The organism is Actinomyces naeslundii, from assembly GCF_001956585.1.
GTDB lineage: Bacteria > Actinomycetota > Actinomycetes > Actinomycetales > Actinomycetaceae > Actinomyces > Actinomyces naeslundii.
Genome location: NZ_MSRR01000019.1, coordinates 44,016 through 70,134, shown reverse-complemented (window position 1 = coordinate 70,134; position 26,119 = coordinate 44,016). Strand labels below are relative to the sequence as shown.

At 69.2% G+C, this 26,119-nt stretch carries 17 protein-coding genes and 1 tRNA gene; 8 read left to right on the top strand and 10 right to left on the bottom strand.

Annotated features, from left to right (window positions below; all coding sequences use genetic code 11):
• The first annotated feature begins 223 nt into the window (after positions 1–223).
• Positions 224–2,455, top strand: a complete 2,232-nt coding sequence (locus BKH33_RS09480) for a YveK family protein (RefSeq protein WP_232621484.1) — start codon at positions 224–226, stop codon at positions 2,453–2,455.
• A gap of 126 nt (positions 2,456–2,581) precedes the next feature.
• Here the strand turns inward: BKH33_RS09480 and BKH33_RS09475 are convergent, their stop codons facing one another.
• The 4 genes from BKH33_RS09475 to BKH33_RS09460 all read right to left on the bottom strand — a co-directional run bounded on the left by BKH33_RS09475 (position 2,582) and on the right by BKH33_RS09460 (position 7,179).
• A complete protein-coding gene (locus tag BKH33_RS09475; protein ID WP_076142709.1) occupies positions 2,582–4,417 on the bottom strand; it encodes a WD40 repeat domain-containing protein in 1,836 nt (611 codons plus the stop codon).
• 392 nt (positions 4,418–4,809) lie between these two features.
• Complete coding sequence (locus tag BKH33_RS09470; RefSeq protein ID WP_076070461.1) at positions 4,810–5,802, bottom strand: ribose-phosphate diphosphokinase; 993 nt, start codon at positions 5,800–5,802, stop codon at positions 4,810–4,812.
• A gap of 119 nt (positions 5,803–5,921) precedes the next feature.
• Positions 5,922–6,914 carry a bifunctional UDP-N-acetylglucosamine diphosphorylase/glucosamine-1-phosphate N-acetyltransferase GlmU gene (locus BKH33_RS09465; RefSeq protein ID WP_003780232.1) on the bottom strand — a complete coding sequence of 331 codons (993 nt, stop codon included), beginning with the start codon at positions 6,912–6,914 and terminating at the stop codon, positions 5,922–5,924.
• 193 nt (positions 6,915–7,107) lie between these two features.
• Positions 7,108–7,179: transfer RNA gene (locus tag BKH33_RS09460), tRNA-Gln, on the bottom strand.
• A 207-nt stretch (positions 7,180–7,386) separates the two neighbouring features.
• On the opposite strand from BKH33_RS09460, the gene BKH33_RS09455 reads away from it, so the two are divergent.
• From BKH33_RS09455 to BKH33_RS09440, 4 genes are all read left to right on the top strand, one after another.
• On the top strand, positions 7,387–8,607 hold the full coding sequence (locus BKH33_RS09455) for an acyltransferase family protein (protein WP_003780237.1): 1,221 nt from the start codon (positions 7,387–7,389) through the stop codon (positions 8,605–8,607).
• A gap of 4 nt (positions 8,608–8,611) precedes the next feature.
• Positions 8,612–9,349: a TetR/AcrR family transcriptional regulator gene (locus BKH33_RS09450; RefSeq protein WP_003780225.1), complete on the top strand. Its 738-nt coding sequence runs from the start codon at positions 8,612–8,614 to the stop codon at positions 9,347–9,349.
• A 259-nt stretch (positions 9,350–9,608) separates the two neighbouring features.
• Positions 9,609–10,271 carry a Wzz/FepE/Etk N-terminal domain-containing protein gene (locus BKH33_RS09445; protein ID WP_003780230.1) on the top strand — a complete coding sequence of 221 codons (663 nt, stop codon included), beginning with the start codon at positions 9,609–9,611 and terminating at the stop codon, positions 10,269–10,271.
• A 114-nt stretch (positions 10,272–10,385) separates the two neighbouring features.
• Positions 10,386–11,714 (top strand): hypothetical protein, encoded by a 1,329-nt coding sequence (locus tag BKH33_RS09440; RefSeq protein ID WP_043538606.1) that lies wholly within the window; start codon positions 10,386–10,388, stop codon positions 11,712–11,714.
• 263 nt (positions 11,715–11,977) lie between these two features.
• Here BKH33_RS09440 and BKH33_RS09435 read toward each other — a convergent pair whose 3' ends face one another.
• Both BKH33_RS09435 and BKH33_RS09430 read right to left on the bottom strand, forming a co-directional pair.
• Positions 11,978–12,970 (bottom strand): glycosyltransferase family 2 protein, encoded by a 993-nt coding sequence (locus tag BKH33_RS09435; RefSeq protein WP_076081374.1) that lies wholly within the window; start codon positions 12,968–12,970, stop codon positions 11,978–11,980.
• Entirely contained in the window at positions 12,967–14,022 is a 1,056-nt protein-coding gene (locus BKH33_RS09430; RefSeq protein WP_003784527.1) for a glycosyltransferase family 2 protein, read from the bottom strand. The genes BKH33_RS09435 and BKH33_RS09430 overlap by 4 nt, the downstream gene beginning before the upstream one ends.
• Before the next feature lie 166 nt (positions 14,023–14,188).
• On the opposite strand from BKH33_RS09430, the gene BKH33_RS09425 reads away from it, so the two are divergent.
• On the top strand, positions 14,189–15,259 hold the full coding sequence (locus BKH33_RS09425; protein ID WP_076072775.1) for a glycosyltransferase family 2 protein: 1,071 nt from the start codon (positions 14,189–14,191) through the stop codon (positions 15,257–15,259).
• Between the two features lie 719 nt (positions 15,260–15,978).
• Here the strand turns inward: BKH33_RS09425 and BKH33_RS09420 are convergent.
• The 4 genes from BKH33_RS09420 to BKH33_RS09405 form a co-directional block, all read right to left on the bottom strand.
• A complete protein-coding gene (locus BKH33_RS09420) occupies positions 15,979–16,950 on the bottom strand; it encodes a diaminopimelate dehydrogenase (RefSeq protein WP_003783468.1) in 972 nt (323 codons plus the stop codon).
• Between the two features lie 249 nt (positions 16,951–17,199).
• Entirely contained in the window at positions 17,200–20,265 is a 3,066-nt protein-coding gene (locus BKH33_RS09415; RefSeq protein ID WP_003783473.1) for a LamG domain-containing protein, read from the bottom strand.
• Positions 20,266–20,706: 441 nt separating this feature from the next.
• The gene (locus BKH33_RS09410; RefSeq protein WP_043539416.1) at positions 20,707–21,378 is read right to left on the bottom strand and encodes a hypothetical protein; all 672 of its coding nucleotides are present in this window, start codon (positions 21,376–21,378) and stop codon (positions 20,707–20,709) included.
• A gap of 155 nt (positions 21,379–21,533) precedes the next feature.
• On the bottom strand, positions 21,534–23,063 hold the full coding sequence (locus BKH33_RS09405) for a hypothetical protein (RefSeq protein WP_003783475.1): 1,530 nt from the start codon (positions 23,061–23,063) through the stop codon (positions 21,534–21,536).
• 743 nt (positions 23,064–23,806) lie between these two features.
• Here BKH33_RS09405 and BKH33_RS09400 point away from each other — a divergent pair.
• Both BKH33_RS09400 and BKH33_RS09395 read left to right on the top strand, forming a co-directional pair.
• Positions 23,807–24,940, top strand: coding sequence for a DUF1972 domain-containing protein (locus BKH33_RS09400; protein ID WP_076067541.1), 1,134 nt, complete (start codon positions 23,807–23,809; stop codon positions 24,938–24,940).
• The gene (locus BKH33_RS09395; RefSeq protein ID WP_003782616.1) at positions 24,937–26,112 is read left to right on the top strand and encodes a glycosyltransferase family 4 protein; all 1,176 of its coding nucleotides are present in this window, start codon (positions 24,937–24,939) and stop codon (positions 26,110–26,112) included. Before BKH33_RS09400 ends, BKH33_RS09395 begins: the two co-directional genes overlap by 4 nt.
• The last annotated feature ends 7 nt before the right edge of the window (positions 26,113–26,119 follow it).

The following is a 26,119-nucleotide window of genomic DNA, read 5'->3' as shown; positions in this document are numbered from 1 at the left end:
TCACCTGCCGCCCGGCTCCGGTGAAAGACTCACCACATCGACGGATCCCTCACGACCGAAGAACCTCCAGCATGGCCAGGCGCGCAGCGAAGGCTACTACAGTCACCGAGACCTGAGCGTGATCTTACAGTTAGGGTTGGACCGTAGCCTTTCCATATCCGCCGGGTCCTCGGATCCCTGCGGCCACCGGAATCGACCCGATCCAGACCAGATGAGGAGCAGCGTGCAGCCTTCGCAGATCCTTCACGCCATCCGCAGGAATCTCGTGGCCTGCCTCGTCATCCTGCTCGTATGCACCCTGGCCGGGCTGGGGGTGGCCCTGTCCACGAAGCCGGTCGCGGCGGCGACCACGACTTTGGGCATCCAGCCCAAGTCCAAGGAGACCCCCTCCTTCTCCACCCAGGCCAAGGACCTCATGCCCACCCTGGTGGAGCTCTCCACGAGCCCGAAGGTCCTCGATCCGGCAGCGGCCTCCCTCAACATGAAGACCGCTGACCTGTCGGATGCTCTGACGGTCACCAACCCGCCCGAGACCCTGGTCCTGTCCATCACGGCCAAGGCCGACAGCAAGCAGAAGGCCGTCGATATGGCCAAGGCGACGGCGGCCTCCCTCAACAGGGAGCTCTCCTCCGGCGAACTGCTGGGCAAGCAGGCCCTGGGCATGACGACGAGCACCACCTCGCCGGCCACCCCCGACAACACCACCATGGAGCGCCCCGGTGCCCGAGCCTCGGCGGCCTCCGGGCTGCTGCTGGGGCTACTGGCCTCCATCTCCTACGCCATGTTCCGTCACCGCCGCGACAGCGGTCACAGCGGTGAGCGCAGCGGTGTAACCGGCACCGGCCGGGCGGCGGCCGCCCTGCGAACCCTTCGACAGAAGACCTCCGACCTGCTCCGACCCAAGCCTCCTGCTCAGCCCCAGTACCAGCAGCTCCAACCCCAGCCACAGGTTCCGGGCTCACCCAACAACACCGCCTTCCCGCAGTCCCCCGAGTACGCCCAGGCCTCCGGCGCCATCGCTTCTCAGCCGGCCGTTCCAGCAGCCGATCCGACGTCGCTCTCCCAGGCCCCAGCCCCGTCCTCGCCGATTCAGGCGACCAGTCCCGCGTGGAGCGCGGCATCCGGCCTCGAGGTGGGCTCGGCACCCGCACCCCAGGGAACGTCGTCGGCCTCGGCTCCGGCCGCCACGTCCCAGCCGACGGCGGCATCCGCGGCGGGCACGCCCCTCTCCGCGCAGCAGGCGCCGCAGCAGACCACCGCCCTGCCCGCCGTCTCCTCGCCCGCATACTCTCCCCCTCTGGCACAGCCCGTCGTTCAGGACCCGTCCCACGCCCCGCTGCCGACACCGGCCTCGGTGTCGCCGGTCTCCTCGGTGCCCTCCACATCGTCGACGGAGTCTGCGGCCCCCATGAGCTCGGCAGCCTCAGCCACGTCGATCCCCTCGGCGGCTCCGCTGTCCTCGGCGTCCGCGGCCCCGGCCCCCGCGCACAGCTCCTTCACCGCCGGCATCTCCTCAGCCCTGCACCGTCAGCAGAGCGGCGGGCACGCAGCCTCCGCATCGACCGGGACCACCTCGGCGGAGTCCTCGCCCGAGACCGCACCGTCCTACACGCACGCCCCTCTGCCGCCACCGCCTCCGACTCCCGAGGACCTGACGGTTCCGGCCTCCCCCTCGCTCGCGGTGCAGTCCTACACTCCCGCCCCGACCTCCGGGAGCCACCGGTCCCCGGGCGCACCGGATGCCCCGACCCGGCGCAGCACAGCGCTTCCCACCGGGCAGACGGTCCCGGCGTCCTCAGCCTCCCCGGCCTCTTCCACGCCCCCGGTCGGGGCCTCGTACCAGTACCCGTCCTCCACGACGACCTCCGCGTCCCTCTCGTCCTCTCCGGCTCCAGCACCCGGCCGGAGGCGTGCTTCGGCTCCGACGTCGACCTCCGCACCAAGTGTCCCCACCCGCCGTCGCATCACCTCGCCGTCGGCGGACCGTCCGGCGTCGTCGACCGGCTGGCAGGACGCCTCGTCCCTCCCGACGACGAGCCGCCGCCGGGTCCAGTCCTCGGCCTCGTCCTCCGAGCCCGCTCCGGCCACGGAAGCCACGCGCTCCGCCGCCCGCGTCCAGGACTCGGCGCCCGAGGCGGAGTCCTCTCCCGTGGCCCGCCCGACGTCGGTGCGTCAGCAGGCTCCTTCGCGCCGGCAGACCCTCGCCCGTCGTCGGCGGATGTCCAAGCCGCGCCTGACCCTCGTAGCGCCGCTGGCCGAGGACTCCTCGACCGATCAGACCCGCCACCTCACGCCGGTGGCGGCCTCGGTCGGCGGCCGCCACCGCAGCCCCGACCCACCGGACGCCCCACCGCCGCCTCCGCCGCCGTCGATCCAGCCCAACCAGCAGATGGCCTCGGCGTCATCAGCGGCCTCGGCGCGGCGCAGTGCGCAGCCGCCACGCCGATCCTGGTAGGCCGACCCACCGAGTCGATACACCTGTCGATACACATTCAGGGCGGGCCCGATGCTCATGCATCGGGCCCGCCCTGTTGTACCGGCTCCTGAGTCCCAGGCGTCAGCACCGCCTCGCTCCGAGAGCTCAGTTACCGTCCTCCTCCTCGGGCTCGTCGGCCTGTTCGTCGTTGTTGGCCTGGTTATTGCCGTTCTGGTTCGCGTTCTTGGCGGCATTCTCCGCATTCTTGGGGACCGTGACGCTCGGGAGCTGGGCAGTGATCGTATTGCCACTGGGATCGGAGACCACGAGTCGGTAGGTGTGCTCACCGGCCGGGCAGCTGCTGTCCTCCATGCTGTGGGACCCCAGCGCCCAGCGGGTGTCACCGATCTTCTCGGTGACCACCGGCGTGGTCTCGTTGTCCCGGTAGAGGCTGTAGGTCAGCGTCGGGTCGTCCCGGTCCCAGGTGGCGGTGAAGGAGACCTTGACAGTGCCCGACGTCGTCACCTCGGCCTTGGCGGCCAGGGTCTCCGCCTTGCCCTCGGGCGGCAGCGTACGCTGGCCCGCGCGCCGGGGGTAGCGCACGATCCCCTGCTGGGTCTTGCCGTTGGCCTCAATGAACTCGCCCACCATGACGATGTACTGATCGGTGACGTCAACCTTGTAGGCGGCCTGCGACGCGCCCGTGACCTTCCCCGCCTCCAGGTCCGGGTACCAGCCCACGATCGTGGGGCTCTTGAGCCCCGAGGTCGACCAGTCCTGATAGCCATCGACCACTCCCTGGTGGCGGATGGTGATATCAGCGCTGTTGGTGAAGGCCATGGCCCGCGCGTACAGGGGGTGGGTGCCGTCCTTGCGTACCTCGGTCATGTTGGGGAAGCCGTAGATGGTCTCGCAGGAGTGGGCGTGGCCCACCGTATAGACCATCTCCTTAGTGGGAGCGATCCCATAGGTGTCTCCATGGCAGGGCTCGAGCCAGATGAGGTTGCCCTCCCAGTCGGCCTTGAAGGATCCTTCGAGATTGGCCTCATCGAGGCGCCCGACGGAGGAGTAGGCGGTGCCGTAGAAACCGGCGTCGTCGACGGCGATGTCGAAGATGGCGGCATGCTGTCCGGCCGTGCGCACGGTGTCGTTGACGGGCATGGGCAGCATCTCGCCGGTCGAGGCGCTCAGGAGCGCCATCCCGTAGCCGGGCTGGCTCGAGCCGTTGACCGAGGAGAAGGACCCGCCGATGACGACCTTGGAGTGGTCCGGGGAGACCTCGATCGCATAGACCTGCGCGTTAGGGCCCTCCGCGGAGGCGGTCCAGTTCAGGAGCTCGCCGGTGGACGCCTTGAGCGCGGCCAACCTGACGCGCTTCTGATCGTTCACCTTGGTGAAGAAGCCCCCGACGTACACAGTGTCGCCGGCGACCGCGATGTCCTTGACGACCGTATTGAACTTGGGCCGGAAGGAGGAGATGAGGGTGCCGTGCCCCTGGGAGATGTCGAAGGCGGCCATGCGGCTATGCGCCTCGCCGTTGACCTGGTCGAACTCTCCGGCGACGTAGAGGGTCTTGCCGTCCTGAGAGACCGCCAGGCTTCTTCCCGCGCCGTTGAGACTGGGGGCGAAGTCCTCGATGAGCTCTCCGGTATTGAGGTCGTAAGCCAGGATGTTGGACCGCGGGACCTCCTGCTGCCCCTTGGGCGCTCCGGCCGGGCGGGCATTGTGGAATTCGCCGACGACGTAGACCACATCGCCGACAACGAGCTGGCCCCAGGCGACACCGTCGATCTGGACCGTGGGCAGAGGCGCGGCCGTGTACGGGGGCTCCTGGGGTGACTGACCGGTGGGCTCAGAGGCCTGTCCGGCGACGTTGGCCTCGGCCTTCTCCTCGGCCACGGCCACCGGAACGGTGGGGGTCAGGACAACCATCGAGGCGAGGAGGATGGGAAGGAGGGAGAGGATGATGGCAGGACGAGGGATGTTGGAACGACGGCGCACAGGGACCTCCGGAAGATAGGGCTGCGAGGTGCACGCAGGATGTCGGCAAAGCGGCGGATTCCGCGGGGATGCATGTGGCACGCACCGCCATTGGAACGCCTGTGACGGACATTAAATTAACCGGTAAAGCGCGTTAGTTCGGCGAACACGCTCCGTGCAAACAGGACACGATTTGGTGACGACTCCACGCTACGCAACCGTATGGTTGAATCGCAACCAAACCGTTATCTAGTCGGTCATATCACTGTATCCGCTGGTTGAAGCTTGCCGACATGGGCCGTACTGCCCACCGGGCTCATGGCAAAACCTCTCGCCGGGCCCAGCGGTGGGGCCCGGCGAGAGCAGGTGTATGTCGCGCGTTGGGGTCTGGCAGGCTCTCAGGCCTGCCGGCCTCAGGCGCCGGCGACGCCGACGGTGTCGAAGAGCGAGGCCACCGAGCCGTCGTCGAAGACGGCCTTGATGGCCCGGGCCAGCAGCGGCGCGATCGGCAGGACCGTCAGCTGATCGAAGCGCTTGCCGGCGGGGATCGGCAGGGTGTCGGTGACGATGACCTCCCGGGCACCGCAGGTGGAGAGCCGATCCACGGCAGGCCCGGAGAGCACCCCGTGGGTCGCGGCGACGATGACGTCCTTCGCGCCGGAGTCCAGGAGCACCTGGACGGCCTTGGCGATGGTGCCACCGGTGTCGATCATGTCGTCGACCAGGACGCAGGAGCGCCCCTCGACGTCACCGACGACGCGGTTGGCCACGGACTCGTTGGGGCGGGTGACGTCGCGGGTCTTGTGAACGAAGGCCAGCGGCGTGCCGCCGAGCTGGTTGGCCCAGCGCTCGGCCACCCGGATACGGCCGGCGTCGGGCGAGACGACGGCGGCGTTGGCCGGGTCGACGCGGGTGCGCACGTAGTCCACGAGCACCGGCTGGGCCCACAGGTGGTCCCAGGGGCCGTCGAAGAAGCCCTGCTCCTGGGAGGTGTGCAGGTCCACGCTCATGAGGCGGTCGGCGCCGGCGGTCTTGTACAGGTCCGCCACGAGGCGGGCGCTGATGGGCTCGCGCCCCAGGTGCTTCTTGTCCTGGCGGGCGTAGGGGAAGAAGGGGGCCACCACGGTGATGCGCTTGGCGGAGGCGCGTTTGAGGGCGTCGACCATGATGAGCTGCTCCATGAGCCAGTCGTTGACACGGTCGCCGTGGGACTGGACGACGAACACGTCGCAGCCGCGCACCGACTCGTTGAAGCGGACGTAGGTCTCCCCATTGGCGAAGTCGTAGGCCGTGGAGGACAGCACCTCGGTGCCGAGCTCACTGGCCACGTCCTGGGCGAGCTCGGGATGGGCTCGTCCGGAGACGACGACCAGCCGCTTCTCACCCTTGGTAATGATGCCCGTCATGAAGTGGTTCCCTTCTCACGGCCGGTGCGGCCCTCGGTGTGACTGTTGGAGACGGAGGTTGAGGTCTGTGATCGGCCCGGCCGACCCGGTCGGGACCGGCGATCCGGTGCGCTCATGCGTCAGGCCTGGGCGGCGTCGGCGTCGAGCTGGCTGAAGGGGGCGACGACGCAACCGGCCGGGATGACGGCGTCGGTGAGGATCGCGTAGGCACCCACTCGGGCGCCCTGGCCGATTCGCGTGGTTCCGCGTATGAGGACCCCCTGCTCAAGGATGACGTCCTGGGCGAGCTCGGCGGTGACATCCACCCAGGTGGAGGCCGGGTCGACGACGCCGACGCCCTGAGCCATCCAGCCGCGCAGGATCCGCCGGTTGAGCTCGGCGCCGAGCTCGGCGAGCTGGGCGCGGTCGTTGCAGCCCTCGACGAGCCAGTGGTCGGTGACGACCAGTGCACTGGTGGACCGGCCGGAGCGGTGGGCATGGGCGACAACGTCGGTGAGATAGACCTCGCCCTGGTCGTTGTCCGTTCCCAGGGTCGTCAGGGCGGTGCGCAGGTGGACGGCGTCGAAGACGTAGACACCGGCGTTGATCTCCCGGATGGCGCGCTGGGCCTCGGTGGCGTCGCGCTGCTCGACGACGGCCGAGACGGTGCCATCGGCCTCGCGCACGACGCGCCCGTAGCCGCTGGGGTCCTCGAGCTCGGTGGTCAGCAGGGTGACGGCATCACCGCGCTCGTTGTGCTGGGCCAGCAGTGCCTGGAGGGTCGCGGTGTCCAGGAGGGGGACGTCCCCGCTGGTGACGACGACGGGCCCGGCCAGGTCCTCGGGCAAGGAGGCCAGACCGCAGGCCACGGCCCGCCCGGTGCCGGGGACCTCGTCCTGGTCGGCCGGGACGGCGTCGGGGGCGACCTCGGCGAGGTGGGCGACGACGGCGTCACGCTCGTGGCGCACGACGACGACGAGGTGATGGGGCTCGAGCCCCCTGGCGGCGGTGACGGCATGATCCACAAGGCTGCGACCGCCAATCCGGTGCAGGACCTTGGGAGTGACCGATCGCATACGAGTTCCCTTGCCTGCGGCCATGACGATGACGGCGGCGGGTGCGGTGGGGGTCACGTGTCCTCTTCTCACAGGTTCGCGCCCGGACTCCCGACGGATCCGGCCGATGACCGGACGGAGCCGGGGACGGACTCCAACGGATTCTGATCAGGTACGGATGGACGGACGATTGGCGCGCGGCCCGCAGACGACCGGAGGGCCGCCGATGGGCGTGAGAGCGAGGGAACCCCAACGCCCTCATGCTACGCCGCTCCGCCCCCAGGATTCGAACCCGGGCCTCAAGGCTCCAAAGGCCTGCGTGCTGCCGCTACACCAGGGCGGAAAGGTGCGTCCCGACCTCGTCGGACGGCGAGGGGCGCGACGCCGGGACAGTCTCTCACGTCCCGGTCGCCCTCAGCACCTTCGAGGCGCTTCAGCGCGCCATCGAGACGCTCCAGGCCGAACGTCACACGCTCCGAGGACGCGTACGGACCGATGCCACACTCACAGGACTTCTCAGTGAGCCGGGGCGACAGGGCAGGATGGCCCCATGTCCAGTTCCCCCTCCACTCCCCCTCCCTCTTCCGGCAAGCCGGCGGCGGTGAGGCTCGTCGAGCTCGACGGGCTGCGCGGGCTGGCCGCTGTCGTCGTGCTCATCCACCACGCTCTGGAGACCGTGCCGGCGCTGGCCGAGGTCGGCGCCCGCCCCGGAGTCGTCCCCACCGGCGCCTTCAACCGGATCCTCACCCAGAGCCCTCTCCACCTGCTGTGGGCCGGCCACGAGGCCGTCCTCATCTTCTTCGTCCTGTCCGGCGTCGCCCTGACCTACCCGGTGGCCCGTCGCCACGCTCAGGGGCGGCGCTTCGACTGGGTCGACTACGCCCCGAGGCGCTTCGTGCGCCTGTGGCTGCCGGCGGCGGCCTCCACCACCTTCGCGGTCATCGCGATGCTGCTGGTACCTCGCTCGGAGGACCCGGCGCTGGGCCGTTGGATGACGGTCACGCATCCCACGGGCCTCAGCGCGCGCCAGATGCTCATGGAGTACCTGCTCATTCCCAAGCACGCCTACCGCAACACGGTGCTGTGGTCGCTGCACGCCGAGGCGATCTTCTCCTTCGTGCTGCCCCTGATGATCCTCGGGGTGGCCCTGTGCGCACGCCGGCGGCTCTCCTGGCTGCCGGTGGCGGCCGCCCTGGCCGTTCCGGTCATCACCGCCAGCCCCGGCTCGGGCAGCTACCTGCCGGTCTTCACCGTCGGTGCGGTCATGGGCTGGGCCTGGGGGCACAACCCCGCTCCGGTCCCGGAGCGCCCCCGCCCCTGGGCGACGGCGCAGGCCCTGGTCTGCCTGCTGCTCATCACGCTGGCCTGGTGGCCGGGGATGGGGAGCCACACGGCCCAGCGCCTCGCCAACGCGGTCACCCTGGCAGCGGCCGCCTACCTGGTCCACCTCGTGGTGCGCGCCGGGGCGCTGCGCGGTCTGCTGCGCTCGCGCACGGTGCAGTACCTGGGGCTCATGTCCTTCTCCCTCTACCTGGTGCACGAGCCGGTCGTGGTCTCGCTGCGGCTGCTGACGCAGCCCCTCTCCCCGTGGTGGCTGCTCATTCTGGCACCGCTGGTCTCGGCGCCGCTGACCTGGCTGTTCCAGCGCTACATCGAGGCCCCCAGCCACCGGCTGGCCCGCCGCACCGGGGCCCTGACCTCGGCGCGCTTCGCCCAGTGGTCCGAGCGCCGCCGCTCCGGCCGTGCCGCCGGCCAGGTCGGTGAGGCTTAGAACCATGGCGGCCAAGCGCACCCGCATGAGCGCCAGCGAACGGCGCGAGCAGCTCATCGCCGTGGCCCGTGGCCTGTTCGCCGAGCGCGGCTTCGACGCCACGAGCGTGGAGGAGGTGGCGGCCCGCGCCCAGGTGTCCAAGCCGGTGGTCTACGAGCACTTCGGCGGGAAGGAGGGTCTGTACGCCGTCGTCGTCGACCGGGAGATCACCACGATCTCGGCCGCGATCTCCTCGGCGATCACCGACCCGGCCGGCGGTACCACGGTGGCGCCCGACGCCGAGGACCTGGGCACGCCCGACGCCCCCGGCTCGGCCTCACGGATCGCCGAGCGGGCGGCCCTGGCCCTGCTGACCTACATCGAGGACTCCCCCGACGGGTTCCGCATCCTCTCGGCAGGCTCGGACCGCGCGGCCGGCACCTACTCCACGCTGCTGGCCGACGTCGCCATCGAGGTCTCCGGGATCCTCGCCTCACAGTTCGCCGCCCACGACCTCGACCCGCGCACAGCTCCGCTGTACGCCCAGATGCTCGTGGGCATCGTGGCCATGCCGGCCCAGTGGTGGCTGGAGAACCGCTCGATGAGCAAGGAGGAGGTGGCCGCCCACATGGTCAACCTCGCCTGGAACGGCCTGCGCGGCATGAAGGCGAGGCCCACGCTCCACTCCGGCCCCACGGATCAGACCGGCAGCTCTCGCTCCGCCGGCGTCACCTCCCCGGAGAGCCGTACCAACCATGCCTGAGTGCGCCGCCCGTCACCACCCAGTGCTGCCCGGTGACGTCTCTCACCGTCGTCGAACCCGCTCCGACTGACGGGTTCCCGTCACGTTCATCACTCCCCAATCGGACGGTCGTCCCGGGCATACTCGCAATCCACACGCGCATCTCGGCCTAGCGGGCGCTGAGAAGTGCCCAGGAACGAGGTGATTCACCCCCTGCGTCCGGCTCGCGCCCTCACCGGCACGCTATTCTGTTGCTCCCGCAATCACCAGAACGGAACCCATGGACCCGGAAACCCTCATTGTCGCGCTGCGCAAGAACGCAGTCCTGGTGGTCATGCACGTTGTGCTGGGCGCCCTCGTCGGTCTCGGCTTCGGCCTGCTGACGCCGGCGCAGTACACCTCCACCGCGAGCGCGAAGCTGGCTGTGGAGAACAGGTCCGAGGACCCCAACGCGTCCTCCCCGATCAGCAGCTTCGACAAGATCATCCCGACCCTGGTGGAGCTCGGAACCTCGGAGAGCACCCTGTCCGAGGTCTCCAAGAGCACGGGAATCGACCAGGCCGAGCTGCGCAAGTCGGTGACCGTGAGCGCCAAGACCGGGACCTTCATCGTCGAGATCTCAGCCACCAGTACCGATCCGGAACGGGCCCACGCAATCGCCCAGGCGGAGATCGGCGCCCTGGACTCGGTGGCCCGAGGGCAGTCCTACCTGGTTCCGGGCGGTGGCGACCTGACTCTGGCGGTGGACAACCCTCCCACGACTCCCACCTCGCCCTCGAGCCTGTCGGCCCTGTCCACCACGCCCATCGGAGCCGCCATCGGCCTGGCCGCCGGTGCTGTCATGGCCATCCTTCTATACTTCCTGAGCCAGAAGAACCCGCAGGACAAGGTCGAGGACCCGTTGCTCATCATTGGGCGCCGTCGATCTCGGGAAGACTCCTGACCGGCCGTGGCCCAGCCCTGGTCACCGGCCGCTTCCCACAGCGGCTCGCAGACGTCGTTGGCGACTGATCTCGAGTCGAGGCCTGAGCCGAGTCCCCGACGACGACGCCTGGAGATGGCGATCGCCGTCGTCCTCCTGATCTGCGTGGGCGTGCGCCGCGAGCTGGCGGCCGCCCTGAGCGTCGGCGACTGCGTCGCGCTCGCCGCACTCCCCATCACCTGGACGGCCGTGCGCAAGGCGCGCCGCCTGTCTCTGCTGCTCATCCTGTCGATCCTGGCCGCGGGCACGGCCTACATCATGTCCCTGCTGGCCGAGAACAGCTTCGTCGTCGAGGCCTGGGCCCGCCGCGCCACCACCCTGAGCCTGCTGGCGGTGCCGTGCGCGGTGGCCGTCTTCGTGTGGGGAGCGCGCCGGCTGGGAACGAGGCGCGCGGCGATGGCGGTCGGCTTCGGCATGTTCCTGGACGCGTTACCGCTCCTTCAGACCAGTCCCAACCCGTGGAAGTTCGGGGTCGGGGCGGCGGTGACGATCATGGTCCTCAGCTTTGTGGCCAACCGACGCAGGCTCGTGCAGATCGTGGCCCTGCTGGGGCTCAGCGGTGTCTTCCTCGTCTCCGACTCGCGCTCCACCCTGGCCTTCCTCGCCATCATCCTGGGCACGGTCATCTGGCAGGCCCTGGCCTCATGGGCGCGGTGGAACGTCCCCACTCCGAGGCGTCTGGCGGTCTCGCAGATCATCGTGCTGGCGGTCGTGGGTGTGACGGCGATGGCCGGGGTCGTTGCCGCCTCGGAGTCCGGGACCCTGGGCGAGGACGCCCAGAACCGCACCATCGCCCAGTCCTCGAGCTCTGCGGGCCTGCTGCTGTCCGCTCGGCCCGAGCTGGGGGCCTCCTGGGCCCTGTTCCGAAACCGCCCGTGGGGGTACGGCGCAGGCGTCAAGCCCCGCTTCGAAGACCTGTGGGTGGCCAAGAGAGGAATGGCGGCCCTGGGCTACGACCCGGAGAACGGCTACGTCGAGAACTTCATGTTCGGTGGTCGCATCGAGCTGCACTCCGGGGTCATGGACATGTGGGCGGCGGCCTCGATCCCCGGGGCTCTCCTGCTGCTGCTCATCGCCGGGATGGCACTGGCGGCGATGATGCGCGACCTGGGGCGGCTCAAGGCCACGCCCTGGCTGTTCTTCGCGGCCCTGACCGTGGTGCAGAACGTGTTCGTGGGGCCGTGGACGGTACTGCCGGCCTACCTCCCGATCGTGCTGGGCGCCGCCGTGCTGCAACCGGCCCTGCGCGACGCCGCCCAGCTGGGCGCTGATGACGAGCCGGGTGACGCCCCGGAGGACGAGAGCACCGACACCGATGCGGCGCCCTCATCAGAGCTCACCCCCGACGTCGAGCCCCTCCCCGCGGCAGATCCTCACCCGGAGGCCGCGGCACCCGCCCAGTAGCCGTGAGCACCGGCGTACTCCACGAGGTTCAGGGCGCACTGGCCAAGGGCTGTGCATACTGCACCAGCCCCCGCACCTCGGGAAGCACACCCGAGCCTCACCCAGTGGCCCCCGACCCTCGTGCAGTACACGCCAGGCAGCACCCCAACGGCTGCGTTCCCCGAACCACGCCGGATCCAGACCGCCCACTGGCACGATCTCTCGGCCTGAGACTCATCCGCGGACCGAGGCGGTCCAGCAGAGTTGGATCCCAGACCCGCTGCTCAGTGGTCGTACTCGCGGTGGACGCCGCCGCCGGTGCTCGCCGCCAGGATGCCGCGACCGCGCGCCAGTAGCCGTGCCCCCTTGGCCGCGTGCCTCGGATCGCCGATCAGTGTGCCGCCGGCCGTCCGAAGGCCCCCGATGACGATGCGCACCAGGCCACCGGCCGCGGCCCGGGCCCGGATGGCCGGCTGGGCCCCGCCTCCCGCCAGAGCCAGCTCGACGCGCACCGAGGTGGCGGCGTGGGATCGCTGCCGGCGCAGGATCCAGGGACGGGCGAGCCGGGAGGCCGGGACGTGGTCGCGCACGCGCGCCTCCGCGCACCAGCGGATGACCCCGCCCGCGGCGCACAGCTGACGGGTGAAGAGCGTGTCCTCTCCCCCGGTGGCCCCAAAGGCCTCGTCGAAGCGCAGCCCGACCCGTCGCACGAAGCCCAGGTCCAGCAGCAGGCAGTTGGAGGCCGCCACCGGGCGAACAGTTCCGGTGGGCCAGGTCTTGCGCACGAAGAACTCCCCCTGGCGTACCCACTCCTCCGGCTCGACCTCATAGACCGGGATGACCGGCCCGGCCACCGCCTGGCAGCCGGTCGAGGCCTGGAGCCCCACGAGGGCGGCGAGCCAGCCGGGCTCGGGCTCCTCGTCGTCGTCGATGAAGATGAGCAGGTCGCGCTCAGTGGTCTCATCCAGTGCGCGGTTGCGCACCGCCGCCACACCGGGCCGCTCCTCGACGACGTAGCGCACGTTCATATCCCCCGCCGTCGGCTCATCCGCCGAGGCACGCACCGCCACCCCGGCATCCGCCGCCGCGGCAAGAGCGGCCTTACGCCCAGAGCACTGCGCGTCGTTGTCGATGACGAGGACCTCGGCGTCGGAGACGGTCCCGCCACTGGGCTCGCGCGCAGCCTGCTCCGCGACCTGTTTCAGGACCCCTCCGATGGCCCGCTTCAGGTCATCGGGACGCCGGAAGGTGGGGATGGCGATCGTCAGCCGGCTCATGCGCCCTTCCTTCCCGTGCGCATCGCATTCCGCCGACTGCGGGGGCGACCGTACTCGCGCACGTGCCCGCCCAGCGCGCCCACGACCATGCCCAGCCCCCCGCGCGAGGAGACCTCGTAGCGGGCCTGTGCGGGCACGTCACCGCGGATGCGGGCCACGCCGGCGCGCGCCCCGTCGACACCGGCCTTGGCCAGCCCCTTGATCCCGTAGCCCAGACGCAGCCTCAGACGCGCCAGTCCCCCCGACGTGCCGTCGGCGGGTCCGGCCGTGTCGATACGCACCCGGGCCCAGGACGAGCCCGAGCGCAGGGAGCGCTCCAGCACCCAGGTACGCCTGGCTCGGGCGGCGGGCACGCGCTTGGTGACGACCGCCCCGGCCGCGAAGCGGATGACACCACCGGCCCGGGTGAGCTGGCGGGTGAAGAGGGAGTCCTCGCCGCCGGTGAGCCCGTAGCGCGGGTCGAAGCGCAGTCCCAGGCGCTCGACGACGCCCAGGTCCAGGAGCAGGTTGCCGGTGTCGGCGCTGCGAACCTGGGCGCCGTCGGCGGCCTCCCAGGAGTCGAAGGCTCCCGAGGCGGTGACCCACGGCGAGGGGGTGTCCTCGAAGGTGGGCGGCGTGGGGCCGGTGACCGCGGCGCATTCCTGGGATCGCCAGGTGCTCACCAGGGAGGCCAGCCACCCCGGTGAGGGGATCTCGTCGTCGTCGATGAAGACGAGGGCGTCGGAGCCGCGGGCCTCGCTCAGGGCTCGGTTGCGTCCGGCCACGATCCCCGGCTCGGGCTCGTGGACGTAGATCAGCCGCGACGTCAGCGCAGAGACTGCCGAATCATCCTCCCCGAGCGGTTCCGGCGATTCCGCCGGATCGCTCCCCAGCGCCGCCCGTGCGGCCTCGACGACGGCTCGCGCCCCGGCCTGGGGGTCGTTGTCCACGATGAGCACACCCGCCGTCGCATCCGGCCCGGAGACGTCGTCGGCCTGCTCCAGCAGCTGGGGGATGACCTGCGCCAGGTACTCGTTGCGGCGGTAGGTGAGCATCGCGATGGTCAGGTGCACGTCCAGCCCGTCCTTCCTCCCGCCTACCGGCGGCTCACGGCGTGACATCAGGGTCTAACGGTACTATCACGAGCCGGGTACGCCCCCACGGTCCGTTCCCCGCCCGACGTCGCGAATCGCCCTGTCGGTTCTCGACCCGTCCTGTCACTGGAAGGCTCCTGTCCCCATGACCGCCACTTCTGAGCCCACCCTGAGCACCGACGCCGCCGAGACCGCGGAGTCGGCCGCGCCCGAGAACGTCGGCGGGCTCTCCGGCCACGAGCTGCTCTCCCGCACGGCGGTCGTCGTCGTCAGCTATGACTCGGCGGCGCTGCTGGAGCGCACCCTGGCGCGCGTGGCCGAGGACTCCCCCGAGGCCCGCATCGTCGTCGTGGACAACTACTCCACCCCCGCCGCCCGCGAGGAGCTGGTGGCGCTGGCCTCCTCACGCGGCTGGGAGGCGGTGCTGCCGCAGACGAACACGGGCTTCGGCGGCGGCATGAACCTGGGGGCGGCACGGGCCCGCGAGCTCGGTGCCGACCTGCTCGTCCTGCTCAATCCCGACGCCGTCATCGCCCGGGCCGACCTCATCCGACTGGCGGCCAGGGCCTACGCGGACCGCTCGGCCCTGGTGGCGCCGGTGCTCAAGGACTCCACCGGCCGTATCGTCTCCGACGGAATCGTCGTGTGCCTGGCAGATGGATCGATGCGCTCGCGCCGCTCGCCGCGCCCGATCCCCCCGGGCGGTACCCAGCCGTGGCTCTCAGGGGCCTGCCTGGCCCTGTCGACGGATCTGTTCGAGGCAGCCGGGGGCTTCGACGCGCGCTACTTCCTGTACTGGGAGGACGTGGACTTCTCGGCCCGGGTGCTGGCGGCCGGCGGCAGCCTGGACCTGGCGCGCGGCGCCGTCGCCGTCCACGACGAGGGCGGCACCCACTCCGAGGCTCAGGGTTCCCATGATTCGCAGGACTCCGAGCAGGGGAACCGTTCCAAGTCGGACATCTACTACTACTACAACGTGCGCAACCGGCTGCTGTACGCGGGCCTGCACCTGGACCGGGCCACGCAGCGCCGTTGGGTGGCCACCGCCGGTCGGGCCGCTCGTGAGATCGTCCTGCGCGGCGGCAGGCGCCAGCTCCTGCGCACCCGGCGCCCGCTCGTCACCGCCGCTCAGGCCACCCGCGACGGGCTGAGACTGCTCCGGGCAGCTCGCCGTGGCGAGCTGCCGGACGTCGATGAGCCCCTCATCCGCGGCTGATTCAGCCTGCGCTTCCGTATCCCGTCGTGTCCTGTCCGCCTCGCTTCCGAGGCACGTGAGTGTCATGTCACCTGAGACACTCGCTCCGGCGGGAATCCACGGTAGGGCTGGTCGTCCTGGAGGCGACGACGAGCCGATGAAAAGGGGCCTGGCAGGTGCGGGTGTCCATGAAGCGGCATCAACACCGCGCAGGCTCCCACAGGCCGAGCCAGAACCGCAGAACTCCGAGGATCTCTGCCGGACTCATCGACGGCGGGCTCACTGATGTCCGCTGTGTGGACACCGGGCCGCTCGCGTAACCGGGGCCAGGATCTTCACGGCAGATCCTGACACCCCCGGCCTCATCCGCCCCTGCGCAAGGTCCCAGTGGCACTGACTCAACACCGGCTCCGACCCGAGCCCTTTCAGGTCGGCCCACTCCGCAGGGGTAGGGATGTACTGGCCAGGGATTGTGAGTACTGCCCGAGTCCCCGCGCCTCATGGAGTACACCCAGACCTTGCCCAGTAGCCCCCGGTCCTCGTGCAGTACACGCCAGGCACCACCCAAACGACCAAGCCCGCTGCCGACAGAACGAACAACGACAATCGCGCTCGAGATACCCGCCCTGCCGGCTTCTTGAGATGTCATGACACCGAAGCTCTCGGAAGCCACGAGACAACGCATTCTTCGTCCCGCCGCCGACGTCGAATCGGCGGCGGGACGCATCAGGCTGTCCGCCTCACAGGTAGTGGGCGCGCAGGTCCTCGGGAGTCGTGGCGGACAGGTCGGCGAGCGTCACGTCGAAGACGGTGCGCGCACCGGACTCGCCGCGAGCGGCCAACCTCGCCACCGCGCGCGCCGTGGCGGCCAGGACCGAGCCGGTGAACTCCGGGTTGGAGCCGAGCTGCAGCTCGAAGCTCACGGTCTCGGCCACGCCGTCGGAGGTGTGCCCGCGACGGATGACGGAACCGCCGTGCGGGATACCCGCATGCTCGGCGGCCAGCTCCTCGGCGGTGATGAAGGTGACGGTGGTGTCGTAGTCGGCGAAGTAGTTGGGCATCTCCACGATCTCCCGCTCGATGCGGGCCAGGTCAGCGCCCTCCTCGGCCACCACGTAGCAGTCGCGCGTGTGCATGGAGCGAGTGGTCAGCTCGACGTCGTCTCCGGCCTTGACCGCGGCGACGGTCGCCTCCACCGGGCGGGTGTACTGCTTGGCGTCCACGACGCCGTCGATGCGGCGCAGGGCGTCGGAGTGCCCCTGGGAGACGCCGGGCCCCCAGAACGTGGTGGTGGCGCCGTCGGGCAGGACGGCCTCCCCCAGGACCCGCAGCATGGAGAACAGGCCCGGGTCCCAGCCGGCAGAGATCAGGGCGACCTTCCCGGCGGCCTTGGCGGCCGCGTCGACGGCGGCGAAGTGCTCAGGGATGCGGGCGTGGGTGTCGAAGGAGTCGACCGTGTTGAACAGGGCTGCCGTCGCCGGGGTCTGCTCGATCAGATCGGTGGCGGAGCCCCCGCAGTTCAGGCAGACATCGACCTTGTCGGCCCAGGCGGCCATGTCATCCACGTGGGCGACGGGGGCCCCCTGGGTGGTGACCGAGGCCGGGTCGCGCCGGGTGAAGACGACGACGAGCTCCATGTCCTTGTTCTTGGTGATGGCCTGCTCGGCGCCACGGCCGAGATTGCCGTATCCGTTGATCGCTACCCTGATCATGGTTCCTCCTAGTGGATTCTCGCTACAGGGAGATCCTAGAGACGGACCGTGTTGCCGCCGTGTGACATATCGGAGAGTGGCCGAGTGCTGGTCGGCGGGCGTCCAGCCGGATCCATGCCTGTGGTCAAGGCGGATCACATCGACGCCACGGCACCCCCGGTCCGCGGGCAGCCGTTCCCTGTGCAAACCACAACGGGCCGGGCCGGGAAGAACAAGCTTCTTCCCGGCCCGGCCCGTTGCCAGCAGGTGTCAGTGCTGCTTGATGGTGACCTTGTCGACCGACAGGGTGACGGTCTCCGGCCCGGCCGAGCCGGACATGTAGGTGGTCAGGCCCACGTTGCCGGCCTCATTGAGGGTCTTGTCGTTGTCGACGACCTCAACACCCCACTCGGCGGGCTCGGTGTTGCCGGCCCAGAGCTTGGCCTGGATGTTGGTCGACTCCGCACCGTCAACCACCATGCGCAGGTGGAGCGGCTGGCCAGCCGTGTAACCCTGCGGCAGCACGTAGCTGCCCAGCGAGGTCTCCCGGCCCTTGACCACGCGCGAGACCGTGATAACGGGGTTGCCGGCGCTGCCGACCCGAACCGTGGCCTGGTACTGGCCGGCCTTGGTCGAGCGAGCGGCGTAGGAGATGAACGCACCGTTGCCGGAGGGCACCGCGTCCAGGGAGAAGTCCACGACGGCGTCGGTGGAGGTCGACTTGATCTCGTCAGAGATGATCGACGCCGAGGAGCGCGGACCGGCCATGGCGATCCGGCCACTGGTGCCGTCGACGGAGAAGGCCGCTGCGTTCCAGGTGGTCTTCCAGGAACCGCCGGTGGCGGCCTTGCCCCAGCCACCGTTCACGCTGCGCTCGAAGGGGTCCTCCAGCAGAGCCTTGCCCTCGGGCTGCTTGTCCTTGTCCTTACCCTTGCCGGCGTTGTCCTTGCCATTGTCCTTACCCTTGCCGTCGCCCTTGTCCGGCTCGACCTGCTTGCCGGTGGCGGCGGTGTAGTGCTCGGCGATCTGTCGGGCGGACAGCGGTGTGCTGTAGACAGCGGCCTCATCAATGTCGGCCTGGATGTTGGTGTTGGAGGGCTGCCCGTTGACACCGCTCAGGGCATCCCCACCGATACGCCAGTAACCGGAGTAGCTCTGCCCCTTGGTCATGGAGCCGTCGAAGGCGGCGAGGTTACCGTCCACATAGAGCATCGCGCCGGAGGTTGGGCTCAGCGAGGCCACGATGTGGTGCCACTGGCCGTCGTTGTAGCTCTTGGGCGTGGTGATGGTGGCGAGCTTGCCCGGGTAGAGCATGAAGCTGAGGGTGCCGTCGTCACGCATGTACACCATGCGGTCACGATTCCACGACTGGTTGGTCGCGGAGGAGCCGTAGCTCATGATCGCCCCGCCCGAGGTCGAGCTGGTGCGCACCCATGCCTCCATCGAGAAGGCCGTGGGCGCCTGGGAGGCAACGCGCGTCGCGGCGTGCGACTTGTTATTGGCGTCCGAGGTCATGGTCAACGAGGCTCCGGAGCCCAGGACGGACCCGCCCCCGCGCTTGTAGGCCTTGCCGCGGATCGTCATGTTGCGCTCGGCCACGAAGTCCTCGGCCTTGTCGCCGCTGGTCTCATCGAAGGACCAGTAGTGGGCGGCGCCGTCGGCCAGGACGCGGGCTCCGTACTTACTCAGGCCCTGTCCCTCACCGGCCTTGACAGTCACCCAGTCGGAGGTCGTGGAGGCGCCCCACTGGTCGGTGACCTGAACCCGGTAGCGGTGAGTGCTTCCGGGGTCGACGACGTCGGTGGCGCTGAGGTCGGGGCGCTCCCAGAAACCGGCGGTCACCGACTGGCTGGAGACCGGCTGGCCGTTCATGGAGTCACGGAAGACGTTGTAGGTCAGGGTCTTGTCATCACGGTCCCAGTTGGCCTTGAAGGACAGGGACACGACGCCGGCGCGCGGCGAGGAGCCGGAGACCTTGAAGGCACCGCCCTTGTCCATGGGGCCCTGCTTGTTGGGGGCGATGTCGCGGCGGGCGAAGCGCACCAGACCCTGCTGGGCAGTGCCGTTGACGGCCAGGAACTCACCTCCGTAGACGACGTACTTGTCATTGCCCTCGACGGTCCAGGTCGCCTGGACGGCGCCGGAGATCTTGCCCGGCGTGAAGTCGGGGTAGAAGTTGAGGTTCGTGGTGGCGTTCTGGCCGGCGTAGTTCTTGTAACCCCAGCCGTGGTTCTCCTCCACCGTTCCGGTGGCGGCGTTCGTGTAGGCCACCGCGTTGTGGTAGTGATACGCGACGTCCGGGAAGCCGCCGATGTTGGAGCAGTCGTGGGAGTGGCTGGCGGCGTAGACGACGTCGCCGGCGGGCAGGACGTCGTAGGAGTCGCCGTGGCAGTCGGCCATGTAGTCGATGTTCCCGGTGGTCCAGTTCAGGCGCATGACGCCTTCGAAGGTGCCCAGCCGGGAGTAGCTCGCGGCGTACAGGCCCTGCTCGTCGGCCTTCACGCTCATGACAGAGGCCTCGGCTCCGGCACCACGGACCACGCTGGAGACATTGTTCTTGCGCAGGGTGCCGTCGGTCTCGAAGACGGCGATCCCGTGACCGGGCTTGTCGCTGCCCCCGACGGACTCGAAGGCCCCGCCGATGGCCACGGCCGAGCCGTCAGTGGCCTCAACGATGCTGCGCACGTAGTAGTTGTCGATCTTCGGAGCGAAGCCTGTCACCTTCTGGGTGCTCAGGTTGATCGCGGCGACACGCTGGCGGGCCGAGGAGTTGATCTGAGTGAAGGCACCGCCGATGTAGAGCGTCTGGCCATTGGCGGAGACGCTGAGGGCCTTGACGCTGTTGTTGGCGGAGGCCCCCAGGGGCACCCGCTGACCGTCGGCGGCCCTGACCGCACCGACGCGCCACGCAGTCTGGTTGTTCAGTGTCGTGAACTCCCCGCCCAGGTAGAGGGTCTGACCGTCGGCGGAGGCGGCGATCGTGTTGATGGTGGCGTTGGTGGTGGGAGCCCAGTCGAGGATCTCTCCAGTGTTGATGTTGTAGGCCATCGCGTTGCCGCGCGGCGACTCGTTCTGGCCGGCCGGCGAGCCCGCGGGCCGGACCGCGGAGAACTTTCCGACGGCGTAGACGACGTCGCCCACCACGACCTGATCCCAGACGATGCCGTTGATCTGGGCGGTGGGCAGGGCGTCGGCGGAGACGGTGCTAGGAGCGCCGGCAGCGCCGGCGGGGGCCGGGTCCGCGGCGGCGGGTGCTGCCGGGGCAAGAGTGACGGCGCCAAGGGGGATAAGAGCCGCAGCCAAGAGGCCGCTCAGAAGTCGGCGGGGGAGCTTCACAGGTATTCCATTCAGAACATACGCAGATCACGGACACACAACCTCACGAGCGGCTGGTAATCCGTACCCGACCAGGGTCGACGGGTCGGCTTATAGTACACCGACAACAACTCCCCTGCCGAGTACTTGGCGCATACCACAGCCCAGAACATTTTCGGACGACGTCAACCTTTCGGTCAGATCGCACCAAATCCCCACTATGGCAATGGTTTCGCTACACCCATAAGTCTTAATCATCAAAACCAGACTTTGCATCGACATTATTCAGGTTGATCTCAGAGAGAGGTCAGGCAATGTCACAGCACGGCAACACGACAGCCCTTGCCTCACCGCTCAGCGCAGACACACAGGCGCCGTCCGAGCTCGCTTCGACGAGCTGCGGACGGCGCCTGGAGGGGAAGAGCCGTAGGAGGACAGATCCTGCAAGAACGACGACCTGCGTCAGCCGGCGGACCCCCGGAATGTGGCAGCACCGTGGTCCGCCCCCAGATCAACAACCACCTTGACGCTCGCGCGATCCTCAGCCGGGATGACGAAGGCGCGATTGACGGTCACCGTCTGACCGGCGGCGAGCGAGGCGGGCACTGCGTCCGAGGCCGAGACGATCTCACTGGCGGGCGTACCGCCACCCTCGCCGTAGTTGACCGTGGTGGACAGCACGCTGGCCAGTGCCAGGTCCTGACCGGAGTTGTTCGTCACCGTCACCGGCACCAAGACACCGGGACCTCCCACTTCAGCGGGTCCCGAGGCGAAGTCCTGAGCCTGGAGCTTCCCCAGGGAGATGACGACGTCCCCGTCAACGCGGACCGACTTGTCCAGAGACACCTCAGGGTACTCGTCCTTGGACAGGTCGCCAGTCTCAACGGCCTTGGGGTCGATCGAGGAGGCGTCCGGGGTGGCGACCTCGTTCGACGGCGACGGAGGAGCCGGCGACGGCTTCGCGGTCTGGACCGTCGGAGTGGTGGCGTTCGAGGCCGCGGCAGGTGCCGAGGCCGCAGCCGACCCACTGGCAGACGCGGACGAAGCGGATGAGCTGGCGGCACTGTGGGACTTCCCGCCTCCGCAGGCGGCCAGCCCCAGCCCCAGTACCAGGACGGCGGGCAGGATCAGCAATCGAGTTCGTGACACATGCCGAAGCGTACGACCTCCACGACGCGCAGCGACGCCATCGGCGGCCACTGAGTTCGGGAGCACATCGCTACCGATCTGAGAACCGGAGGACTCAGCCGGACGTCGGAGATGACGGGCGGACTCGGCGGGATTCATGGTCACCACCACCACCAACCGCCACCCTGGTTGTTGTCGCCAGCGTTCTGGTCCCAACCGTCCTGGTTGTCCCAGTCGTCCTGGTTGTCCCAGCCGTCCTGGTTCTTCTTGTTCTTCTTATCCTTCTTGTCCTTGTTCTTCTTGTCCTTGCCGTCGTTGTTGTCGCCGTTGTCGTTGCCGTTGTTGTCACCGTTGTTGCCCGGCTGAGCACCGGCGTTGCCCCCGCTCATGGAGAAGCGGACGATCCCCTGCTGGGCGGTTCCGTTGACGGCCACGAACTCACCGGCGTACACGAGGTACTGACTGTTGCCCTCGACGGTCCACACGGCCTGACTCAGCCCGCTGTAGCTACCGTTCTCAAAACCAGGCAGGAAACCGTCGTACTGAGTGGGGGCGGGCTGCCCGGCGTAGTCGCTGTAGCCCCGCGCCGTGTTGGACCTCACGGTACCGGTGGCCGTGCTGGAGAAGCCGACGGCGTGGTGGTAGACGCCCTCGTCCGAACGGTCGGAGAAGCCTCCGATGTTGCTGCAGTCGTGGGCGTGACTGGCGGTGTAGATAACGTCATTGGTGGGTAGTACGTCGTAGCTGTCACCGTGGCAGTCGGCCATGAGGTCGATGTCCCCCGTGGTCCAGCTGGCGCGGAACATCCCCTCGAAGGTGCCCTCCTGGGAGTAGCCGACGCCGTAGAGGCCCTTGGAGTCCGACTTCAGGCTCATAATGCCGGAGTCCTTCCCGCCGTTGTGGACCACGCTGGCGACATTGGTGTGCCGCAGGGACCCGTCCTTCTCCAGGATGGCCACGCCGTAGCCGTCGGAGGATCCCCCCACCGTGGTGAAGGAGCCACCGATCGCCACTGCGGAGTTGTCAGCTGCCACCGTGATGGACCGCACCATGAAGTCGTCGACTGCGGGCGCGAAGTTGTTGACCTTCTGGGTCTTGAGATCCACGGCGCCTGCGCGCTGACGCGCCGAGGAGTTGATCTGGGTGAAGGAGCCCGACATGTACAGAGTGGATCCGTCAGGCGAGAGCTCCAGGTCCATGACCGCCCCGTTGGCCGAGGCAGCCAGCGGCTTGCGCTTGCCTGCAGCGTCGACCGCAGCGACTCGGTAGGCGGTCTCATCATTGACGGAGGTGAAGTTGCCACCGAGGTAGATGGTGGATCCGTCGGCAGAGGCCTCGACCGCGCTGATCTTGCCGTTGACCTTGGGCGCCCAGTCCAGCAGCGCACCCGTGGTGATATCGAAGGCCATGGCGTTGTAACGAGGGGACTCGTTCTCGCCGTCGGCAGCGCCGAACGGACGGGCGTTCTTGAACTCTCCGACGACGTAGACCGTGTTCCCCACGACCGCCTGATCCCAGACGATGCCGTCGATCTGAGGAGTGGGCAGAACCTGCGGGGAGGCGAGAGTGACCTGCCCCTGGGCAGCAGCAGCCGGGGGCGCGGCAAAAGTAGGGGCGACGAGCGCACCAAGAGCGAGGGGGAGGGCGGTCAGGACCGCCCCCACACTGGAGACAGCACGGGAAGGATGCACGAGTGCTCCGTTCTTAAGACGTGAGGGAACCTGGGTAAGTGGCGCAATATGACGGGGCAGCCCCACTCGCAGCCCGAAGGGCTGGTGGTAAGACCGGCGCCGGTCACGAGGCTATTACAGAGGTAACGTCTTGATAACGGTTCAAGCAGACTTTGTTCCACCTCTTGTTGTGGAATCAATCACTAACGTTGCCAGAGCGTACCCTCTGCCCACTTTTCTCACAGATAGCCTCTCATTAACCTGCGCTGGGTTCCACACCTGATTCTTGACCGGAATGCCCAGCCCGCGCCCAGGTGGAGTAGACCACCTGCACCGGCGCCAGTCGGGTCCTGCTCCCGCACCCCGACGGCTCCGCGATGGCGCACCGATGGCGCGCCAGTACGGCCCCACTGGGCATCCTCGCCTGAGAAATTGCAACGGAACCGCACGCATTCCGCAGGTGTCGGATCGTGTCTGCCTCTAGACTCCTGACCAGGTGTCCCGGGGTCTACGTCTACGCGGCGCAACCACCCGGCGGGTACGCACGAGCTCGCGGGCAGGAGCCGAGTCTGCTCGTCATCCTCGTTGCCCGTATTGTCCGCGTTGTCACCACCCCGGCGTCATCCTCCTCGGTGATCCTCCACCCGGGCCGCCGTCGGCGGTCAGATCCAACCAGGGTCACCGGTTCCCATCCCTGACCGGCTCCGCCGCCTTTCGAAAGGACTCCGTTGACTGCCGTGAACCCGAACCGGCTCCGCATCGCCATGATCGGGACGCGTGGCGTCCCCGCCCGCTACGGAGGTTTCGAGACCGCAATCGAGGAGGTCGGCCGCCGCCTGGCCGACCGCGGCCACCAGGTCCTGGTCTACTGCCGCAACCCTGAGCCGCAGACCCCGCTTCCCAGCACCTACCTGGGGATGCGTCTCGTCGAACTGCCCTCGGTCAAGAACCGCAGTCTGGAGACCCTGTCTCACACGGCACTGTCGGTAGTCCACCTGCTGCGCCGTACCCACCCGGACGCCGCCTTCGTCTTCAACGCCGCCAACTCCCCCTTCCTGCCCGCACTGCGCGCCGCCCGCGTCCCGGTGGCCACCCACGTCGACGGGCTGGAGTGGCGCCGCGGCAAGTGGGGTCCCACCGGCAAGCGCTACTACCGCGCGGCCGAGGCCCTGGCCGTGCGCTACTCCGACGCGCTCATCGCCGACGCCCAGGGCATCGCCGACTACTACACCGACGAGTTCAACGCCCCCACCGACCTCATCTCCTACGGTGCGCCCCGGATCACGGCGGACACCTCGCGCCTGGCCGAGCTGGACCTGGTTCCCAAGGGCTTCCATCTAGTCGTGGCCCGCTTCGAGATGGAGAACCACGTCGACGTCATCGTTGAGGGATACGTACGCTCCGGGGCCACGCTGCCGCTGGTCGTCGTCGGCTCAGCGCCCTACGCCGACGACTACACCGCCCGGATCCAGTCGCTGGCCGACGACCGCGTCCGGCTGCTCGGAGGCCTGTGGGACCAGGAGCTGCTCGATGCTCTCTACGCCGGCGCCCTGGTCTACTACCACGGCCACTCCGTGGGCGGCACGAACCCCTCCCTCCTACGCGCCATCGGCGCTGGGGCCGCGGTGGACGCCTTCGACGTCTCCTTCAACCGCGAGGTTCTGGGGGAGGCCGGTCGCTACTGGGCCTGTCCCGACGACGTGGCCGCCCTGGTCACCTCCGCCGAGTCCGACGTCGAGGCCCAGACCGCACGTGGCGAGGAGTCCCGAGAGCGGGCGGCCCTCTACGACTGGGACGAGGTGGCCTCCGGCTACGAGGCCCTGGCCCGGCGCCTCGCACTCGAGGGACCGACTCGCCACCGCCCCAGCGGGCGTCGTACCGGGAAGGTGAGCCTGTGAGCCGGGGCGAGGCGGGCGGTGAGCGCACCAGCGCCGCTCGGGTCCTCGTGGCGCATCCCTCCCCCGATCTCTACGGCTCGGACTGGCAGCTGGTCGAGACCATCCACGGACTCATCGAGACCGGTCACGAGGTCCTCGTGGCCCTGCCCCTGGACGGTCCCCTGGTCGAGGTGCTGCGCGAGGCCGGCGCCCGCGTGGCAGTCATGCCTTTCACGGTGCTGCGCAAGGCCTTGCTGAGCCCCCGGGGACTGGCGAAGCTGTCCGTTCAGGCCGCTCCGGAGATCGCCCGGCTGCGCGCCGTCATCCGCGCCAGCCGGGCCGAGGTGGTCCTCACCAACACGGTGACGATCCCGTGGTGGCCGGTAGCCGCGAGCGCGGCCGGCGTTCCCGTGCTGGCGCATGTTCACGAGGCCGAGGACACTCAGCGCCGGATCATCCGCGCCGGACTCAATGCACCGTTGCTGGCGGCCTCCCGGATCGTGGCGAACTCCGGGGCCGCCCGGGACGCGCTCCTGGAGGTCCAGCCGCACCTGGCCTCCCGCACGGAGGTCGTCCATAACGGGGTCGCGGGTCCGGACCATCCCCTGGAGGCCTTACGTCGACGCCGCCCCGGCGATCCGTTCCAGATCGCCATGGTGGGACGCCTGTCCCCTCGGAAGGGTGTGGACGTGGCCCTGGACGCCGTCGGGCTGATGCGCCGCTCGGGGGTGGATGCCTCCTTGAGCGTGTGCGGATCGGTCTTCCCCGGGTACGAGTGGTACGAGGAGGAGCTGCGCGAGCGTGCTGCCCAGCCGGACCTGGACGGGCACGTGGAGCTGCTGGGCTACGTGCGCCCCACCTGGCCGGTGCTGGAGGCCGCCGACGCCGTCGTCGTGCCCTCACGGGCCGAGCCCTTCGGCAACACGGCGGTCGAGGCGATGCACGCGGCCAGACCGCTCGTGGCCTCCCGGGTCCAGGGCCTGGCGGAGGTCGTCACCGATGAGGTCACCGGACTGCTCGTGCCCGCCGACGACGCCGAGGCTCTGGCCGAGGCACTGGGGAGTCTGGCGACGGACCCGGACCTGGCGACCCGGCTGGCCGAGCAGGGCGAGCGCGAGGCGGCCGAGAGGTTCTCCGTGGTCGGCTACCGCGCCACCATGGCCCGGATCGTCGACGAGCTCCTGGGGCGCTGATCCGCCC

What these genes read in the sequence shown, in the direction of transcription:
- BKH33_RS09470 (WP_076070461.1), bottom strand. Translation starts at nt 5,802, where the DNA reads ATGACGGGCATCATTACCAAGGGTGAGAAGCGGCTGGTCGTCGTCTCC.
- BKH33_RS09455 (WP_003780237.1), top strand. Translation starts at nt 7,387, where the DNA reads ATGTCCAGTTCCCCCTCCACTCCCCCTCCCTCTTCCGGCAAGCCGGCG.
- BKH33_RS09450 (WP_003780225.1), top strand. Translation starts at nt 8,612, where the DNA reads ATGGCGGCCAAGCGCACCCGCATGAGCGCCAGCGAACGGCGCGAGCAG.
- BKH33_RS09445 (WP_003780230.1), top strand. Translation starts at nt 9,609, where the DNA reads ATGGACCCGGAAACCCTCATTGTCGCGCTGCGCAAGAACGCAGTCCTG.
- BKH33_RS09440 (WP_043538606.1), top strand. Translation starts at nt 10,386, where the DNA reads ATGGCGATCGCCGTCGTCCTCCTGATCTGCGTGGGCGTGCGCCGCGAG.
- BKH33_RS09435 (WP_076081374.1), bottom strand. Translation starts at nt 12,970, where the DNA reads ATGAGCCGGCTGACGATCGCCATCCCCACCTTCCGGCGTCCCGATGAC.
- BKH33_RS09425 (WP_076072775.1), top strand. Translation starts at nt 14,189, where the DNA reads ATGACCGCCACTTCTGAGCCCACCCTGAGCACCGACGCCGCCGAGACC.
- BKH33_RS09420 (WP_003783468.1), bottom strand. Translation starts at nt 16,950, where the DNA reads ATGATCAGGGTAGCGATCAACGGATACGGCAATCTCGGCCGTGGCGCC.
- BKH33_RS09400 (WP_076067541.1), top strand. Translation starts at nt 23,807, where the DNA reads ATGATCGGGACGCGTGGCGTCCCCGCCCGCTACGGAGGTTTCGAGACC.